Annotated in this window: 14 protein-coding genes; 7 read left to right on the forward strand and 7 right to left on the reverse strand. The window is 65.3% G+C overall.

Features of this window, described 5'->3' with window-relative positions; translation table 11 throughout:
- The first annotated feature begins 66 nt into the window (after positions 1 to 66).
- Positions 67 to 1893 (forward strand): alpha/beta fold hydrolase, encoded by a 1827-nt coding sequence (locus I6F24_RS25125; protein ID WP_225150562.1) that lies wholly within the window; start codon positions 67 to 69, stop codon positions 1891 to 1893.
- On the opposite strand, the gene I6F24_RS25130 is transcribed toward I6F24_RS25125, so the two are convergent.
- The 3 genes from I6F24_RS25130 to I6F24_RS25140 are packed head-to-tail and all read right to left on the reverse strand — an operon-like array spanning position 1890 to position 5421.
- Entirely contained in the window at positions 1890 to 2876 is a 987-nt protein-coding gene (locus I6F24_RS25130) for a CHAD domain-containing protein (protein WP_225150564.1), read from the reverse strand. The genes I6F24_RS25125 and I6F24_RS25130 overlap by 4 nt on opposite strands.
- Complete coding sequence (locus I6F24_RS25135; RefSeq protein ID WP_225150703.1) at positions 2876 to 4414, reverse strand: bifunctional aminoglycoside phosphotransferase/ATP-binding protein; 1539 nt, start codon at positions 4412 to 4414, stop codon at positions 2876 to 2878. The genes I6F24_RS25130 and I6F24_RS25135 overlap by 1 nt, the downstream gene beginning before the upstream one ends.
- A 23-nt stretch (positions 4415 to 4437) precedes the next feature.
- Positions 4438 to 5421, reverse strand: a complete 984-nt coding sequence (locus I6F24_RS25140; RefSeq protein ID WP_074448215.1) for a zinc-dependent alcohol dehydrogenase family protein — start codon at positions 5419 to 5421, stop codon at positions 4438 to 4440.
- 174 nt (positions 5422 to 5595) lie between these two features.
- Between I6F24_RS25140 and I6F24_RS25145 the strand changes: the two genes are divergently transcribed.
- Together I6F24_RS25145 and I6F24_RS25150 are read left to right on the forward strand one after the other, a co-directional pair.
- Positions 5596 to 6429: a universal stress protein gene (locus I6F24_RS25145; RefSeq protein WP_036028993.1), complete on the forward strand. Its 834-nt coding sequence runs from the start codon at positions 5596 to 5598 to the stop codon at positions 6427 to 6429.
- A gap of 62 nt (positions 6430 to 6491) precedes the next feature.
- Positions 6492 to 9185: a bifunctional acetate--CoA ligase family protein/GNAT family N-acetyltransferase gene (locus I6F24_RS25150; RefSeq protein ID WP_036029002.1), complete on the forward strand. Its 2694-nt coding sequence runs from the start codon at positions 6492 to 6494 to the stop codon at positions 9183 to 9185.
- Between the two features lie 9 nt (positions 9186 to 9194).
- On the opposite strand, the gene I6F24_RS25155 is transcribed toward I6F24_RS25150, so the two are convergent.
- On the reverse strand, positions 9195 to 9683 hold the full coding sequence (locus tag I6F24_RS25155) for a phage holin family protein (protein ID WP_225150566.1): 489 nt from the start codon (positions 9681 to 9683) through the stop codon (positions 9195 to 9197).
- On the reverse strand, positions 9684 to 9959 hold the full coding sequence (locus tag I6F24_RS25160) for a hypothetical protein (protein WP_036029006.1): 276 nt from the start codon (positions 9957 to 9959) through the stop codon (positions 9684 to 9686). It lies immediately after the preceding gene.
- Positions 9960 to 10135: 176 nt separating this feature from the next.
- Here I6F24_RS25160 and I6F24_RS25165 point away from each other — a divergent pair, with 176 nt between their 5' ends.
- Genes I6F24_RS25165 through I6F24_RS25175 form a run of 3 tightly spaced genes read left to right on the forward strand, consistent with a single transcriptional unit; the run spans position 10136 to position 13149 of the window.
- Entirely contained in the window at positions 10136 to 11272 is a 1137-nt protein-coding gene (locus I6F24_RS25165; RefSeq protein WP_074448232.1) for an ABC transporter permease, read from the forward strand.
- Positions 11273 to 11274: 2 nt separating this feature from the next.
- Entirely contained in the window at positions 11275 to 12042 is a 768-nt protein-coding gene (locus I6F24_RS25170; protein WP_036029007.1) for an ATP-binding cassette domain-containing protein, read from the forward strand.
- A gap of 3 nt (positions 12043 to 12045) precedes the next feature.
- Complete coding sequence (locus I6F24_RS25175; protein WP_036029008.1) at positions 12046 to 13149, forward strand: MlaD family protein; 1104 nt, start codon at positions 12046 to 12048, stop codon at positions 13147 to 13149.
- A 7-nt stretch (positions 13150 to 13156) separates the two neighbouring features.
- Here the strand turns inward: I6F24_RS25175 and I6F24_RS25180 are convergent, their stop codons facing one another.
- Complete coding sequence (locus I6F24_RS25180) at positions 13157 to 13474, reverse strand: cytochrome c (RefSeq protein WP_081493003.1); 318 nt, start codon at positions 13472 to 13474, stop codon at positions 13157 to 13159.
- A 151-nt stretch (positions 13475 to 13625) separates the two neighbouring features.
- On the opposite strand from I6F24_RS25180, the gene I6F24_RS25185 reads away from it, so the two are divergent.
- Positions 13626 to 14339 carry a helix-turn-helix domain-containing protein gene (locus I6F24_RS25185; protein ID WP_036029009.1) on the forward strand — a complete coding sequence of 238 codons (714 nt, stop codon included), beginning with the start codon at positions 13626 to 13628 and terminating at the stop codon, positions 14337 to 14339.
- Between the two features lie 37 nt (positions 14340 to 14376).
- Here I6F24_RS25185 and I6F24_RS25190 read toward each other — a convergent pair whose 3' ends face one another.
- Positions 14377 to 14589, reverse strand: a complete 213-nt coding sequence (locus tag I6F24_RS25190; RefSeq protein ID WP_157786033.1) for a hypothetical protein — start codon at positions 14587 to 14589, stop codon at positions 14377 to 14379.
- Positions 14590 to 14641: the final 52 nt, after the last annotated feature.

The following is a 14641-nucleotide window of genomic DNA, read 5'->3' on the forward strand; positions in this document are numbered from 1 at the left end:
GCGCGGCGGAAGCCTCGCCATATCCTGCCGCAGGCGTAGAACGGAAGCCCGCAGGAACAATGAGCCATGAGCGTCGTGAAAATATTTCCACGGGCCGAAGCGCCGCTGCAAGCTCCCGCTGCCAGGCCGGCTGCCGAGATTCACGAAAGGGTCGCAGAAACGCCGGCTGACTGCACTTGCCCGCAAACAACGGATTCGTATCCACTCGATCGCGCGTTTCATGCCATGCTGGCGCGGTTCACGGGCGGAATCTCGCCTGTTGCCTTGTCGCTCGCCTGGCTCGACTGGGGCGCGCATCTTGCGGCGGCGCCTCAGCACCAGATGGAGCTCTTCCGCAATATCTTCCGCGACTCAGGCCGCTTCCTGGAAGCTGCCGCTCACGCGACATCCAAAGAACCATGGTCCGTCATTCGGCCGCAGGCGCGGGATCGCCGCTTCAAGGACCGGCAATGGGAAGCCGCGCCGTTCAATCTGCTTGCGCAGGCGTTTCTGCTCACCGAGCGCTGGTGGCACGATGCCACGACCGGCATACGCGGCGTGTCGCACGCAAATGAGGGCATCGTCGAGTTCTCGATGCGCCAGATGCTCGACATGCTGGCGCCCTCGAACTTCGCGGCTACCAATCCGCAGGTGCTGGAAAAAGCGTTCCAGAGCGGCGGCGAGAACTTCGTGTTCGGCTGGCAGAACTGGTGCAGCGACCTGATGCGCCTGCTCTCCGGCTCGAAGCTGGCCGGCGAGGATCAGTTCGTCGTCGGCAAGACGGTGGCGGCTTCGCCCGGCAAGGTCGTCTACCGCAACAGCCTGATCGAGCTGATCCAGTACCATCCGACGACTGCGCAGGTGCGGCCGGAGCCGATTCTGATCGTGCCGGCCTGGATCATGAAGTACTACATCCTCGATCTGTCGCCGCAGAATTCCCTGGTGAGATACCTGACCGCTCAGGGCTTCACCGTCTTCGCGATCTCCTGGCGCAATCCGGACGCGAACGATCGGGATGTTGCCTTCGACGACTACCGCAAGCTGGGCGTGATGGCGGCACTGGACACGATCGGCCAGATCCTGCCGGGCCGGAAGATCCATGCGCTCGGCTATTGCCTTGGCGGGACGTTGCTGTCGATCGCCGCGGCGGCCATGGCGCGGGACGGCGACAGCCGTTTCGGCACCGTCACGCTTCTCGCGGCGCAAACCGATTTCACCGAGGCCGGCGAATTGACGCTGTTCATCAACGAGAGCCAGGTTGCCTTCCTCGAAGACATGATGTGGCAGCGCGGCTACCTCGACACCACACAGATGGCGGGCGCGTTCCAGCTGCTGCGCTCCAACGAGCTGATCTGGTCGCGGCTCTCGCGTGACTATCTGATGGGCGACGGGTCGCCACCGAGCGACCTGATGGCCTGGAATGCCGACGCCACGCGGCTACCCTATCGCATGCACTCGGAGTATCTGCGCAAGCTGTTCCTGAACGACGATCTGGCGGAAGGTCGCTATCGGGTCGAATGCCGGAGCGTCTCGCTGTCCGACATTCACACCCCGATGTTCGTGGTCGGCACGCTCGCCGATCACGTGGCGCCCTGGCGATCCGTCTACAAGATCCATTATCAGGTCGATGCCGACGTGACGTTCCTGTTGACCAGCGGCGGTCACAATGCCGGTGTCGTGGCGCCTCCAGAGGAGCCCGGCCACTTCTATCAGGTGCTGACCAGGGCTGCCGATGCGCCTTATGTTGGTGCCGACGAATGGCTGAAGCTGGCTCCGCGCATTGAAGGCTCGTGGTGGCCGGAATGGACCAATTGGCTGGCAGCACGCTCCGGTACGCTCTGCGCTCCGCCGCAGATCGGACTTGGCGACGCCCTCGGCCTGCCCGATGCGCCGGGGGACTACGTCCACACCTAAGTCTCCGGCTCCGAACTCGGCGCGAGATCCGAGGAGCGGAACGGTTTGGCCTTGTCCAGTTTCCGGTAGGCCGTCGAGGCCTTCCGCAACAGCTTCTTTTCGCGCTTGCGATCCAGGAAGCGATTGCTGGCCTCGATTCCGGCGCCATTCAATGACGCCGCCAGCGCTTGTCCGCGTGCATCGTCGTTCAATTGACCGAGCGAGCGTTGTGCCTTGCGCAATTGCTTAAGGATGGACTTCTGTTTCGTCGCCACCCCATCGGCGAACAGATCCGCAAGCGACTCGACCGAATAGGTCATCCGCTTGTTGAGCAGCCGCAGCTTGTGACGTTTCTCGACGTCGAGCTTCTTCAGCTTCCGGGCCTTCTTGAGCAGCGTCGTCTCCCATTCGGTCAGCCGCTCCGTCGCATGGTCGGCGAGGGTGCGGCGGCGCAACCGGATCGCTTCCTTGCTGCGGCGGGTCGACCAGGGGCCGCTTTCGATCCACGTTGAGGTTTGCTCGACCAGGCGGCGATACCGCGCCGATTGCAGCGCACGTGCCAGCAGCCGATGGCTCTCCGCGCGCTTCTCGTCCCAGCGCTGAAGCTCGGCGACCACGGCGAGCTCGTCGCTACTCTCTGCGACGATCCGCTCGATGGCCACGTCGAGGTCCCGCACCATGCCGAGCTGACTGTTCAGCCATTTCAGTTCGGCCCAGACATCCGGCCGCAGCGCATCGTCGACCATCGGCGAGAAGAAGCGGATGGCAGTCCGCAGATGAGTCAGTGCGATCCGGATCTGGTGCAGCGCATCCGGATCGCCGCGGCAGGTGCCGTCGTGCTGAGCGGTCACCGCGCCGAGGTGTCGGCGGGCGATGATGCGGAAGGCCGTGTCGCAGGCCATGCCGGGGCTGAGGCGGGCGGGCAGCGCATTGTGCCGCGTTGCCGGCTTGGCATGCGTATTTGCCGTCGAGCGCGTGGTGGGTCGCGACTTCCTTGCCCGCATCAGTCTGATTGCCTTGTTTCCCCCTCGGCGATGACGTTCCGGCAGTTCTGAAGCGTCTGCTCTTGTGTCCCGGATGCATCGATGGTCGCCCAGCCGACATGGCCGATATTATAGTGCTCTTGCAGCGCGGCAACCTCGGGCGTGGCGTCCGATGCGTCTCCTTGGCGGCTGCCGATGCGCGCCTGCCGGGTCGCAAGGTCTGCGACCAGGAACAGCCCATTCAACGTCACGTTGCACTTGCGCGCCAGCGCCGCGATCGCATCGCGTTCGTCCTCGCGCGCGAATACGCCGTCGACGATCGCCGAATGGCCCTGCGCCAGCACCCGCCGGGCCTGTTGCACCAGCGTGTCGTAGACGCGGGCCGTGACCTCCGGCTTATAGGCTGAAGGTGGCAGGCGATGGGTGTCCTCGACGGCGAACATCTGCTTGCGGACGAGATCGCTGCGCAGCACGACGGCGCCCGGCTCCGGTGCCACGACCGGCGCGAGCGCGTGCGCCAAGGCGGTCTTTCCGGTGCCGGACAGTCCGCCGACCGCAATCAGACGCGGAGCAGGAGGGCGGATCAGCGTCCCGGCGAGGTCGAAATAACGCCGTGCCTGGTCGACAATGCCGGGATCACCGGAGTGCGGCGGCTTCAGTCGCGCCAAGGTCACCTGCGCGCGGATCGCCGCCCGGATGGACATGAACAGCGGCAAGGCCGAGAGCGCGTCGAGATTGTCGGCCGGCGTCGCGGCGAGATAGCGGTTCAGCACCATGTTTGCCGCGCCCGGCTGATGGTGCTGCAACAGGTCCATCAGCGTGAATGCGAGATCGTAGAGCACGTCGACCGTCGCCATCTGCGCGTCGAACTCGATCGCGTCGAACAGCACGGGCCGATCATCGATCATGACGATGTTTGCCAGATGCAGATCGCCATGGCAGCGGCGCACAAAGCCCCGGCGGCCGCGCTCTGCGAGCAGGGGGCGAATACGCAGATAGGCCGCATGCGAAGCGTTCCCGAGTTGCTCGATCTCGTCTGCGCTGAAGTGTCCGCCGGCCCGCAGACCGTTCGTGTTGCCGTCGATCAGGGCCGGGATGGAGGAGACCCATGCTTTTCCGTCGGCGTGTGTCGCCGTCGCGTGCGAAGCCGCGATGGCGTCGGCGGTGGCCGAGGCAAGCTTCGCGTCCAGCGGGCCGGCCTCGGCCAGATGATCCAACGTCCTGCTTTCGTCGAAGCGCGACATCTCGACCGCATACTCGATCGGCCGGCCGGCGCCCGCGACCTTCACCGACCCATCCGGCTCTTCCGTGATCGCCACGACGCCATGATAGATCTGCGGCGCCAGCGGCCGGTTGATCCGGATCTCCTCCTCGCAGGCCGCCTTGCGCTTTTCGAGCGTCGAATAGTCGAGGAAGGGAAATTGGACGGCACGCTTGATCTTCAGCGCGCGCCTTGCGTCCAGGAACACTGAGGCAGCATGCGTGTCGATGCGCATCACGCCGGGATGGTCGGTCAGCATCCGAAAGATGCGCTCCTGAGCCGCCGTGTCATCCTTCATCGAAGCGGACATGGCAAGCACCATCAGGGCGTGAGCACGGCCGCGCCGAGGATCTGGCCATTGCGCAGCATGGTCAGGACCTCGTTGGCCTGATGAAGCGGAAACGCCGTTGTCTCGGTGCGCACGCCGGCTTGCGGGACGACCTTGAGAAAATCGAGGCCGTCCTGCCGGGTCAGATTGGCGACCGAGACCAGCTGCCGTTCCTGCCACAGCAGATCATACGGAAAGCTTGGAATGTCGCTCATGTGGATGCCGGCGCAGACGACGCGGCCGCCTTTGCGCACGGCGCGCAACGCCGCCGGCACCAGCTCGCCGACCGGTGCGTAGATGATCGCAGCGTCGAGCGGCTCGTCGGGCATCTGGTCCGATGACCCCGCCCAGACAGCGCCGAGACGACGTGCAAGGTCTTGTGCAGCGGCATCGCCAGGGCGCGTGAATGCATGGACGGAGCGTCCCTGCCAAACCGCGACTTGCGCAATGATGTGGCCGGCCGCGCCGAAGCCATAGAGGCCGAGTCTCTCGGCGGGGCCGGCCAGCACCAGCGAGCGCCAGCCGATCAGCCCCGCGCACAGCAGAGGCGCAATCTCGACGTCGCTGCCGGCCTCGCCGAGCGGAAAAGCGTAACGTGCATCGGCGATGGTGTGGGTCGCGTAGCCGCCGTCGCGCGTGTAGCCGGTGAACAGCGGTGCATCACAGAGGTTTTCCATACCCTCGCGGCAGAAGCGGCATTTTCCGCAGGTGAAGCCGAGCCAGGGAATGCCGACGCGGTCACCAGGCGCATGTGTCGTCACCTTCGCACCGACGAGGTCGACCCGGCCGACGATCTCGTGGCCAGGCACGATCGGGTAGCGGATGCCGGGCAGCTCGGCGTCGACGAGATGAAGATCGGTCCGGCACACGCCGCAGGCGCTGATCTTCAGCCGGATCTGACCCTCGCCCGGCATCGGGTCGGGCCGCTCCTCCATCCGGAGCCGCGCTCGCGGGGCCGGCAACACCATCGCACGCATATCTGTCTCCGGGCGAACCGCTCCGACTGAACTATCCATAGAATGAAGAGGTGGCCAGTCCTTGACGCCAGTCAACGCATGTTCCCCCGGCTGATCGGACGGAGGTTCCTGCGGTTGACGAGGATCAAGGGCCTCGACGACAACCAGCCTATATGGTGGCTCAGGAGAATTCCGATGCCCATCAAGGATGTGTTTCTGCCCCTCGTCGGCCGGCCGCGTGGGCCGGCCCTGGTTGCGATCGAGAAATGCGTTGCCGTGGCCGCCGATCTCGGCGCCAGGATCACTGCGCTCGCGCTCGAGGAAGATGTTTTCGAGCGACCGAGGGTGATGCTGCCTGACGATCGCGAATTGGCGCAGGCCAGCCTCGAGCCGAGCGACACGCAGCAACTGCTGAATGCCTTCACCGATGCGGCTTCGCGCGCCAACGTCCGCTCCCAAAGCCGGTCGGGCAAGGTGCCTGCGGATCAGATCGGAGCGATCCTGGCCGAGCACGCCCGCTTCAGCGACCTCACGCTGGTTCCCGTGAAGCCGCACGACAGTCGAACGGAGACCATCGTGGAGGCGCTGTTGTTCGAATCCGGACGGCCCCTTCTGCTCTGTCCCGAACATCGCGCCGACGAGCTTCGGCCCGAGTTCGAGAACGTTATGATTGCCTGGGATCATTCTGCACGGGCCGCGCGCGCGGTCGGCGATGCGTTGCCTGTTCTTCAGGCTGCCAGTTCGGTGCGTGTGCTGACCGTGGCGCAGGACAAGACGGACGCGGTCCTCCAGTCCGGAACGGCACTCGTCGACCATTTGCGGGAACATGGCGTCTTTGCCTCGTTCGAGACCACGAAGGGGGGCGGCAGCTCGACCGGCAAAGTATTGGGAAGCTGGGCGAATTCCCATGGCATCGATGCCATCGTGATGGGTGCCTATCATCATTCGCGCCTGAACGAGATCGTGTGGGGCGGTGTGACAAAGACCGTCATTGGCCAGCCACCATGCTGGGTTATGATCTCGCACTAGGTCTTCTTCCAGCCGGATCGTCCAATCATCGGAACCGCCGCTGGCGCGGCGCATTTGTTTTCATGTCGACTTATCGTCTGAACAACCTGCTGTCGCCGCGCTCGGTCGCGCTTGTCGGCGCGAGCGCGCGTCCGGCGTCCGTTGGACGCGCGGTCCTGGAGAACATTCGGAAAGCGGGATTCAAGGGGCGGTTCGGTCTCGTCAATCCGCGCCACGCCGAGATCAGCGGCCTCGCGGCGGTGAAGAGCCTGGACAGGCTGGATTTCGTGCCCGAGCTCGTCGTCGTCACGGCGCCCGCGGCCGAGATTCCAGGCATCGTCGAGCAGGCCGGCCGTCGCGGGTCTGCGGGTGCGCTGATCGTCTCGGCCGGGCTCGGCCAGGGACCGGGATCGCTGCACGAGGCGACCAGCGCTGCCGCCCGCAAACACGGCATGCGGCTGATCGGGCCGAACTGCCTCGGCATCATGATGCCCGGCGTCAGCCTGAATGCCAGTTTCGCCGCGCACATGCCGGGCGCCGGCAACCTCGCGCTGATCTCCCAATCCGGCGCCATTGCCGCCGGCATGGTGGATTGGGCCGCGCAGCGCGGCGTCGGCTTCTCCGGCATCGTCTCGATCGGCGATCAGATCGACGTCGACATTGCCGATCTGCTCGACCATTTCGCGATGGATCACAAGACCCGGGCGATCCTGCTCTACATCGAGGCGATCAAGGACGCGCGCAAGTTCATGTCTGCGGCGCGCGCGGCCGCGCGTGTGAAGCCGGTCGTCGTGGTGAAGTCCGGCCGCATGGCGCAGGGTGCGAAGGCCGCCGCGACGCATACCGGGGCGCTCGCCGGGGCCGACGCCGTCTATGACGCGGCGTTCCGCCGCGCGGGCGTGCTACGGGTGTCCGACCTGCGCGAGCTGTTCGATTGTGCCGAGACACTCGGCCGCGTCGAATCGCCGACGGGAAAGCGTCTCGCCATCCTGACCAACGGTGGCGGTATCGGCGTCCTCGCCGTCGATCGATTGGTCGAGCTCGGAGGTATTCCGGCAACCATTTCAGCAGAGACGCGCAAGAAGCTCGATGCGGCGCTGCCGCCGACCTGGTCGGGTGCAAACCCCGTCGACATCGTGGGCGACGCCGATGCTGCGCGCTACGCAGCGGCGCTGGAGGAACTGCTGGCCGATCGCGACAACGACGCAGTCCTCGTCCTCAATGTGCAGACCGCGATCGCATCGGCCGCCGAGATCGCCAAGACCGTGACGGAGCTCGTGGCTAAGTATCGCGAGCAGCACCGCCGATGGGCAAAGCCCGTGCTGGCGGCCTGGGTCGGGGCCGATCAGCACATCATCCAGGCACTCTCCAGCGCCGGCGTGCCGAACTATCCGACCGAGGACGACGCCGTGCGCGGCTTCATGCATCTAGTCCGGCACCGCGAGGTGGTGGAGGAACTGACCCAGGTGCCTCCCGCGATGCCCGATACGTTCGTTCCGGATGCGAGGGGGGCGAGAGAGATCGTCACCGCCGCGATCGCGGATGGCCGCCAGTGGCTCGAACCCGTCGAGATCAAGCACCTGCTCGAAGCCTACGATATCGCGATGGTGCCGACCTGTGCGGCAGCCGATGTCGAGCAGGCGGTAGCCTATGCAAAGGACATCTTCGCGCAAGGCGGCACCGTCGTGCTGAAGATCATGTCGCGCGACATCACCCACAAATCCGACGTCGGCGGCGTCGTGCTCAATCTGACGTCGCCGGAGGCCGTGCGTGCGGCGGCGACGGACATTCTTGCGCGAGCGCGGAAGCTGCGGCCCGAGGCGCGCATCGGCGGCGTCATCGTCCAGGCCATGGTCGTCAAGGCAAAGGCGCGCGAGCTGATCCTGGGCCTTGCCGACGATCCGACCTTCGGCACAGTGGTGGTATTCGGCCGCGGCGGCACGGCGGTGGAGATCATCAACGACAAGGCGCTGGCGCTGCCGCCGCTCGACCTGCAACTGGCCCGCGATCTGATCGACCGCACGCGCGTGTCGCGGCTGCTGAAGGCCTATCGCGACGTGCCGGCGGTCAAGCAGGACGCCGTCGCCATGGTGCTGGTGAAGCTGGCGCAGATGGCGGCCGACATTCCCGAGATCCGCGAATTCGACATCAATCCGCTGCTGGCGGATGAAACCGGCGTGACCGCGGTGGATGCCCGCGTCGCGGTCGGGCCGCCGCAGCGGAAGTTCGCCGGCTCAGGCCCTACCAATTTCGCCGTCCGCGCCTATCCGTCGCAATGGGAGCGCCGCCTCAAGCTCAAGGAGGACTGGCGCATCTTCGTGCGGCCCATGCGCCCCGAGGACGAGCCGACCATCCACGAATTCCTGCGTCACGTCACGGCGCACGACCTTCGCCTGCGCTTCTTCGCCCCGATGAAGGAGTTCACCCACGAATTCATCGCACGCCTGACCCAGCTCGACTATGCGCGCGCGATGGCCTTCATCGCATTCGAGGAGGCCAGCGGTGAAATGGTCGGCGTGGTCCGGCTCCATTCCGACTCGATCTACGAGACCGGCGAATATGCGATCCTGCTGCGGTCCGACCTCAAGGGCAGGGGACTCGGCTGGGCCCTCATGCAGCTGATCATCGACTACGCGCGGTCGGAAGGATTGAAGACCATATCGGGCGACGTGCTGCAGGAGAACACCGTCATGCTCGAGATGTGCCGGCAGCTCGGCTTCGAGGTCAAGCCGGAGCCGGCCGAGCCTGAGATCTGCGACGTCAGGCTGAAGCTCTGAGCGCGTCAGCTACGATTGCGCCTCGGCCGAATTTGCATCATCGGACGTTCTGGCCGTCGCCCGCAGAGTCTTGATGATGACCGCGATCAGCGGCAGCAGCACCCGCACGATCGTGCTGAGCGGATGATGCACCGCGCCCGACACCTGGGCCTGGAGCGCACGCGCCTCGAGCTGGAGGGCTTCGATCGAGCTGTCGTGAATTTCGTTCGCGAGCTCGATGTCACGCCCCGACGGCGCGCGGCCGGCGATCAGGAAGAGAGCGGCCGCGATGACGAAATTGACGGCGCCGAGGATGGCAGCCGCGACAGTCGCGCTCCAGATCTGCACCAGCGCGAAATAGGCCGACAGCTCCAGCATCATTAGCCCGAACGCGGCGATCAGCGCCGCGAAGGCGCGCAGGCCGAGGCCGATCAGCAAATGGCGCAACCTGATGTCGGCGATGATCCTGTCGGTGCGCCACAGCACGCGCAGATGTTTGACGACATTCTCGGTATTCACCTAGTGTCTCCTCAGCATGAAGCCGACAACCACGCCCAGCGCGAAGGCGGAGGCGAGCGAGGTGATCGGACGCTCCGCAACGAGGCCCCGGAGCTTCTCCCCCTCTTGTTCGACGGTCTCGCCGAGCTCGGCGAGTGCGGCCCTGATCTGATCGGCCAGTGCTTCGGTGCGAGCTTTCGAGCTCTCGAACATCTCCTCGCCGGCGGTGCTCAACAGGCGCGTGACGTCGACCTTCAGCGCGCGCAATTCCTCGCTCATCCTGTCACTGTCGAACATGGATTCGGTGTCCTCATTAAATTCGAACGAGCCTAAGACCAGCCCGTGCGATCGCGCTTGATTTGCGTCAAGAGACGGGCGTGTACGAAGGCTTGAGGCAGGTCAATCCGGCCGCCACATGCTGGCCTAGAAATGCCGGCTGAATGGGGACCAATTGTCCCGATGAGGTGGAAAGCGTGAATCACGAACCGCTGCTGCACGCGACGCCGGCAGGCGACGTGCTGAAATTGCGCCCCGAGGGGCCCTGGACCGCCGCGAACGTGGTGATGCTCGAGACTTTGTCCCGCTCGGTTGGGGTCAACGTCGATCGTTCGCGCGCCGTAACCTTGGACATGTCGGGCATCAGCGCGCTCGATACGCTCGGCGCCTGGGTCCTGGAGAAGCTGTCGCGCCGGGCCGCATCGTCAGGCAGGCCGGCCGAGTTCGTCGGCGTCGCCGATCATTTCAGCGGGCTGATGGACGAGGTGCGTCAGGTCAACCGCCACACGCCCCCTCCAAGCGCTGCGCCGAATCCGGTCCTGGCGCGGCTGGGCGAGCTCGGCAAGTCCACGCTCGGGGCGCGGGAGGACATCACGATCTTCCTCCAGATGCTCGGCGCCTTGTTCATGGCCGTGATCGGCGTGCTGCGCCGGCCGCGCTCGCTGCGCCTGACCTCGCTGGTGTATCAGCTCTACCGCATCGGGTGGCAGGCGATCCCCATCGTCACGCTCATCACCTTCCTGATCGGCGCCATCATCGCGCAGCAGGGCTTCTTCCACTTCCGCAGATTCGGCGCGGAGTCGTATACGGTCGACATGGTCGGCATCCTGGTGCTGCGCGAGCTCGGCGTGCTGATCGTCGCCATCATGGTCGCGGGACGGTCGGGCAGCGCCTACACCGCCGAGCTCGGCTCGATGAAGATGCGCGAGGAGATCGACGCGCTCTCGACCATGGGGCTCGATCCGGTCGACGTCCTGATTCTGCCGCGCGTTGCGGCCCTGGTCATTGCACTGCCCATCCTCACCTTCATCGGATCGATCGCCGCGCTCTACGGCGGCGGGCTGGTCGCGCAGTTCTATGGCGACATGGGGCCGGCGATCTACATCGCGCGGCTGCACGAGGCCGTTTCCGTTGCCCATTTCGAGGTCGGCATCCTGAAGGCGCCGTTCATGGCGCTGGTGATCGGGATCGTGGCCTGCAGCGAGGGATTGCGCGTCAAGGGCAGCGCGGAGTCGCTGGGCCGGCAGACCACGACGTCGGTGGTGAAATCGATCTTCCTGGTGATCGTGCTCGACGGCCTGTTCGCGATCTTCTTTGCTTCGATCGGAATGTGACGATGGAAGAATCGCAAGACCAGTTCGCGATCCGCGTCCGCGATCTCGTGGTCGGTTTTGGCCGCCAGACCGTGCTCGACCATCTGTCGCTCGACGTCCGCCGCGGCGAGATCCTCGGGCTGGTGGGCGCATCCGGCGGCGGCAAGTCGGTCCTGATGCGGACGATCATCGGCCTGATCCCGCGCCGGAGCGGGACCATCGAGGTCATGGGACAGCCCGGCGGAGGCCACGGCCGCGGCGCAGCGATGGCCTGGGGCATCCTGTTCCAGCAGGGCGCGCTGTTCTCCTCGCTGACGGTGCGCCAGAACGTCCAGTTTCCCTTGCGCGAGAATCTCGTCCTGTCGCAGGAGCTGATGGATGAGATCGCGATCGCCAAGCTCGAAATGGTCGGTCTGCGTGCGGAGGACGCCGACAAATATCCGGCGGAGCTGTCCGGCGGCATGACCAAGCGCGTGGCGCTGGCGCGCGCGCTCGCGCTCGATCCGCCAATCCTGTTCCTGGACGAGCCGACCTCGGGCCTCGATCCCATCGCCGCCGGCGAGTTCGACGCGCTGATCAAGACGCTGCAAAAGACCCTGGAGCTCACCGTGTTCATGGTGACCCATGACCTTGCGAGCCTGACCACGGTCTGCGACCGCGTCGCCGCGCTCGCCGACGGCAAGATCGTGGCGATCGGCCCTATGCGCGAATTGCTGCAATCCGAGCATCCCTGGGTGCGCGCCTACTTCCACGGCAAGCGCTCGCAGATGCTGCAACACGAGATGAGATGAGAGATGGAAACCCGCGCTCCCTATGTGCTGATCGGCAGTTTCGTGCTGGCCGCGATCGTCGCAGTGTTCGGCTTCGTCTATTGGCTGAACAACACCGGCGGCATCGGCCCGCGCACCAGCTACCACGTGCAATTCCAGGGGCCGGTGCCCGGCCTGCTGGTTGGCGCGGGCGTGCTGTTCAACGGCATTCGGGTCGGAGAGGTCACCCAGCTCGGGCTCGCGCCTGATAACCCGCGCTTCGTCAATGCCACGATCTCGGTTGCCACCGCGACGCCGGTTCGTGCCGACACTAAGGTCGGCCTCGAATTCCAGGGCCTGACCGGCGTTCCCGTGGTGACATTGGAGGGGGGCGTGATCGTCGCCAAGTCCGGCGAGCTGCCGACCTTGATCGCGGAGGCCGGCGCTGGCCAGAGCATGACGCAGGCGGCGCGCGATGCGCTGCGGCGGGTCGACACGGTGCTTCAGGACAATTCCGGCCCGCTGAAGGACACCATTGCCAATTTCAAGACCTTCTCCGACGGGCTCGCGCGTAACACCGGCAAGATCGACGGCATCCTGGCAGGCCTCGACAAGATGACCGGCGGCGGCACGCCCGCGCAGAAGGTCACCTACGACCTGCGCACGCCGCAGAATCTCGGGCCGGCCGGCAAGACGCTATCGGCCTCACTGGCCATTCCCGAGCCGACGGCGGTGGCGATGCTGCAGACCCAGCGCATGCTGTTCGCGCCTGGCGGCGACAGGCCGGGCTTTGCGGACTTCCTCTGGGCTGATAGCATTCCGAAACTGGTGCAGGCGCGCCTGATCGACAGTTTCGAGAACTACGACATCGCCCACGCCCCGCTGCGCACGACGGATCTCGGGCCGGCGGACTACCAGCTCCTGCTCGACATCCGGCGCTTTCGGATCGCGACGGATGGGGAGGCGCGGGCCGAGATCGGACTGTCGGCTCGGATCGTCGACAAGAATGGCAAGGTGATCGCATCGCGGCTCATCGAGGCCAGCGAAAAGCTCGACAAGGTCGAACCGGCCGCTTCAGTCGCCGCCTTCGATGCCGCCTTCGCGCGCATCGCCAAGGAGCTGATCGGATGGACCGTGCAGGCGGTGTGAGGGGTGACTATTCCAGCGTCTTCAGGTAGGACAGCAGGTCGTGGATCTGGTCCGGGCTGAGTTCGAAGGCCGGCATGTCGGCATGTCCGGTGGAGATCCCCTCGGCCAGCGCCTCACCAAGGCTGTTGATCGGATAGCGCCGATGCAGGGTGCGTAGCGGAGGCGCGATCTCCAGCGGGCTCTTGGAGGCGCGGTCGATCGCGTGACAGCGTGCGCAATTGGCTCGGGCGAAAGCCTTGCCGCGTTGTTCGGCGGCCGGGGCCGCGAGCGCAGGCGTGATCAGAAGCAGCCCAATCAGGCCGTGACGCAGTGCTCTTTGCAGCATGGAATCATCCCGTCGAACCGTGGACGCAGAATAAGAGCGGGATGCCAGCCAAATTTGATCTGGGTCAATCGGCTGCGGCACGGTGCAGTAAAATGCAGCCGCGCGGTGGACTCGGCCTGACGTCGGGAGCGGCCGGCGTGGGGAGCGATGGATGAAGCCTTCCGTGGTCACGAGTGAGCCGAACGGACATCATTGCGACGATTGTGCCGTGCGTGGAGCGGCGGTCTGCTCGTCGCTCGATGCAGCCGAACTCCGGGAGTTCGAGCATCTCGGCCGCCGCGTCCATTTCGATTCGGGCGAGACCGTGTTTTCCGAGGAAGACATCACGACCTCGTTCTACAACGTCCTCGAAGGCGTCATGCGGCTGTACAAGCTGCTGCCTGACGGCCGGCGGCAGATCGTCGGCTTTGCCTTGCCCGGTGACTTCCTCGGGATGAATCTGTCCGGCCGGCACAATTTTTCGGCCGATTCGATCGGCGTGGTGAAAGTGTGCCAATTCCCAAAAGGGCCTTTCGGCCGTTTCATCGAAGACCGGCCGCAATTGCTCAGGCGCATCAACGAACTGGCCATTCGCGAGTTGAGCCAGGCGCGCGACCACATGGTTCTGCTCGGCCGCCGCTCGGCCGACGAGAAGGTCGCGACCTTTCTGCTCGGCTGGCGCGAGCGGCTGGTCGCGCTCAACGGTCCGTCCGACATGGTCGCGCTTCCGATGAGCCGTCAGGACATCGCCGATTATCTCGGCCTGACCATCGAGACCGTCAGCCGCACTTTTACCAAGCTTGAGCGTCTCGGCGTGATCGAGATCATTCACGGCGGCATCAGCCTGCTCGATCCGGCCCGTGTCGAGGCCATGGCCGCAGCCTGACGTCATCTCCGGGACTCTCTCGGCAATTTGATCCCGATCAATGACGGCGGCCATGCCCGCAAAATAATGCCGGAGACAAATCCGGGAGGGGATGATGCCTGCTGACGCGTTGCTGGTGACCGTTGTCGTCGTCGCGATCTTTGTCGTGTTCGCCGCAGTTCTGGCCTGGGCTGACCGGCAAACCAGGGCGGGTCGGCTTGATCCGGATTCCAGGCACTGAAGCCTTCTGCAGGTCCAGGTCCAGGTCCAAGTCCAAGTCCAAGTCCAAGTCCAAGTCTAGGTTTAGGTCCGAGTCCGGCGCG

Source organism: Bradyrhizobium sp. BRP23 (assembly GCF_020194135.1).
GTDB lineage: Bacteria > Pseudomonadota > Alphaproteobacteria > Rhizobiales > Xanthobacteraceae > Bradyrhizobium > Bradyrhizobium yuanmingense.

Bases quoted from the DNA above. Each gene is read 5' to 3' on its own strand.
- I6F24_RS25125 (WP_225150562.1), top strand. From the start codon at position 67: ATGAGCGTCGTGAAAATATTTCCACGGGCCGAAGCGCCGCTGCAAGCT.
- I6F24_RS25130 (WP_225150564.1), bottom strand. From the start codon at position 2,876: ATGCGGGCAAGGAAGTCGCGACCCACCACGCGCTCGACGGCAAATACG.
- I6F24_RS25135 (WP_225150703.1), bottom strand. From the start codon at position 4,414: ATGAAGGATGACACGGCGGCTCAGGAGCGCATCTTTCGGATGCTGACC.
- I6F24_RS25140 (WP_074448215.1), bottom strand. From the start codon at position 5,421: ATGCGTGCGATGGTGTTGCCGGCCCCGCGAGCGCGGCTCCGGATGGAG.
- I6F24_RS25145 (WP_036028993.1), top strand. From the start codon at position 5,596: ATGCCCATCAAGGATGTGTTTCTGCCCCTCGTCGGCCGGCCGCGTGGG.
- I6F24_RS25150 (WP_036029002.1), top strand. From the start codon at position 6,492: ATGTCGACTTATCGTCTGAACAACCTGCTGTCGCCGCGCTCGGTCGCG.
- I6F24_RS25160 (WP_036029006.1), bottom strand. From the start codon at position 9,959: ATGTTCGACAGTGACAGGATGAGCGAGGAATTGCGCGCGCTGAAGGTC.
- I6F24_RS25170 (WP_036029007.1), top strand. From the start codon at position 11,275: ATGGAAGAATCGCAAGACCAGTTCGCGATCCGCGTCCGCGATCTCGTG.
- I6F24_RS25175 (WP_036029008.1), top strand. From the start codon at position 12,046: ATGGAAACCCGCGCTCCCTATGTGCTGATCGGCAGTTTCGTGCTGGCC.
- I6F24_RS25180 (WP_081493003.1), bottom strand. From the start codon at position 13,474: ATGCTGCAAAGAGCACTGCGTCACGGCCTGATTGGGCTGCTTCTGATC.
- I6F24_RS25185 (WP_036029009.1), top strand. From the start codon at position 13,626: ATGAAGCCTTCCGTGGTCACGAGTGAGCCGAACGGACATCATTGCGAC.